Here is a 2,100-nt window from a genome sequence, read left to right on the forward strand (position 1 = left end):
GTTCATATTGACTTGACTCATTATTTAACTGTACCTTTTTTTATAGATTTGATTGCATAAATATCAGTGTAATACATCCAGTAATTGAGCAAAGAGAACAAGATAAATATTATTAAGCTCACATAAATAGTTGTGACTCTCAAGGGAATTATGAGTAAAGAAGTGAGCAACTCAATCAAGATTATACCAATAAGAATATTGACAATAGTTTGGCGACGTAATAGGCTGCAAAACATAGCTCCTAAAGGAGCACCGATAACAACTACAGGAACTGCAGCTAGCCAATAACTAAGCGCCGGATCAGTAAAATTTTTTATAAAAAACACTTGTAAAGTAAATCCTATTACAGCATTTATAGCCATCAAAACAACCGAGGTAGGAGTGGCAACTTTCTCACTGATACGAAATAAAAGTACCATTACAGAAAATGTTAAAATGTCAATTCCATTGCCGAATAAAGAACTCATTATTCCTCCCAATAGCCCAGTCAAAAAGAATATTAATCGTTCTCTAAAACTCCAATAATTGACTTGTAAATAGTATTGTCTTTTCTTTCCTGACATGATTAAACTAAAGGGTAAACTAGCGATCATCATGGTAAAAGACATCTTGATCATATCTGGGGGAAAAAAGCGATAAAAAAAAGCTAATCCAATCCAAATACCAAATGCTCCTCCAATACTAGCCCAAATGATCGTCCGCCACTCCACCCTAATTCTTGTCACCCAAATTGCTACTGAGGCGGCACTCATACCAACACTTTGAATTGCTAGGGAAAATACCTTAGCATCATGAGGTGAAACATTTAGCAATTTAGTAAATACAGGAAAAGCGACTGCTCCTCCACCAATACTTGTTCCTCCAGCAATTATAGAGCCAAACATCATTGTTAAAGCAATCTCCCAATGATTGTAACAATATGCTATTGCCTCTTGTATACCAAGCGTATTCAGCCAAATACTCCACACTATGAGTGCGATTATTACTATAGTTTTTTGTCTTAAAGTTAAATGAGATTGATATATTTTAACAAACTTTAATATTTTTTTTATTGACATAATTTTTACTAGTTATGGCTTGCTTGAAAGAAGAAATAAGTTGTGCTAGCTAGTTGCTGCTAAAAAATGTTGTTAATCTCGATTGCGGCACGATAGCCTGATTCTAAGGCACCTTGTACCCAGCCGTGCCAAGGGGAGGTATGTTCGCCCGCAAAATGTATGCGCCCTTCAGGATTAGCAGTATGTGGCAGTAGTCCAGTTACTTGTCCAGCACTCAACAGAACATGTCCACCTTTTGCCCAATTATCTTCATCCCAGCATACGGATAGACCACCTTCAATATACTCCTCTAGACCAGGAAGCATGGGTTCTAATTGGGCGATCGCATATTCTATTCGTTCTGCTTCACTCATGGTGGCCAGACTCTGCGATGGCTCTCCCTTCATATAGGAAACCAATATAGCCCTTTGTTGGGGTAGATCGAAACTGGAGTGCCAGAGTTCAGTGGGATAGTCTGCTAAACCAAAACCGTTCAACCCCTGGTCTAACCAGTAACGTTTCCTGACTTGCAAGAAGATACGGGACAAGGAAAGATAAGATATTTCCTGAATTGCCCGGTTTTTTTTCTCCGATCAGGATGGAGTAATTTTTAGGTGGCGCAGGACGCTGAAGGGAAGGGTACAAATCAGGTATTCTGCTGCCATGGTCTGGGTCACTCCTCCTTGAACATAGGCGTTGCATCAGTTTATCTGTCCCATATGCAGCAATTAAACTAAGAAATCGCGCAAAAATAACTTACCTATTACAGGTTAATTTAAACAAGGATTGAATAACGCCATTCCTTCAGGAGCAAGAGTTACAGCTCTCAATTAGTATACAGAAATGGAAAACTTATTACTGCGCGATTCCTAATCGCCTTTAGTGAAATTTTCTGGGGGGGATGACATGCAACCTGAAATCCTTACTGGATAATAAGTTCAGCCCATAAGTTACTTAATCGGTGCCCAAGCTAAAAACTGATATTTTATTTTTTTATACTTTTTTAAGTAATTCTATTATCAATAATTCTATTTAAGCGATCGCAAATCCCTCTTAGTTCGGT

General features: G+C 38.1%; 1 protein-coding gene and 1 pseudogene. Both read right to left on the reverse strand.

Annotation, left to right across the window (positions count from 1 at the left end; genetic code table 11):
- Positions 1 to 20: 20 nt before the first annotated feature.
- Positions 21 to 1,058, reverse strand: a complete 1,038-nt coding sequence (locus tag F6K37_RS39525; RefSeq protein WP_287256725.1) for a sulfite exporter TauE/SafE family protein — start codon at positions 1,056 to 1,058, stop codon at positions 21 to 23.
- Between the two features lie 59 nt (positions 1,059 to 1,117).
- A pseudogene (locus F6K37_RS39530) lies at positions 1,118 to 1,615 on the reverse strand (flavin monoamine oxidase family protein); the annotation flags it as partial.
- Positions 1,616 to 2,100: the final 485 nt, after the last annotated feature.

The sequence above is a fragment of the Moorena sp. SIO4E2 genome, from assembly GCF_010671945.1.
In the GTDB taxonomy this organism is placed as follows: Bacteria; Cyanobacteriota; Cyanobacteriia; order Cyanobacteriales; family Coleofasciculaceae; genus Moorena; species Moorena producens.

Coding starts and splice junctions, on each gene's coding strand:
- F6K37_RS39525 (WP_287256725.1), bottom strand. CDS start 1,058: ATGTCAATAAAAAAAATATTAAAGTTTGTTAAAATATATCAATCTCAT.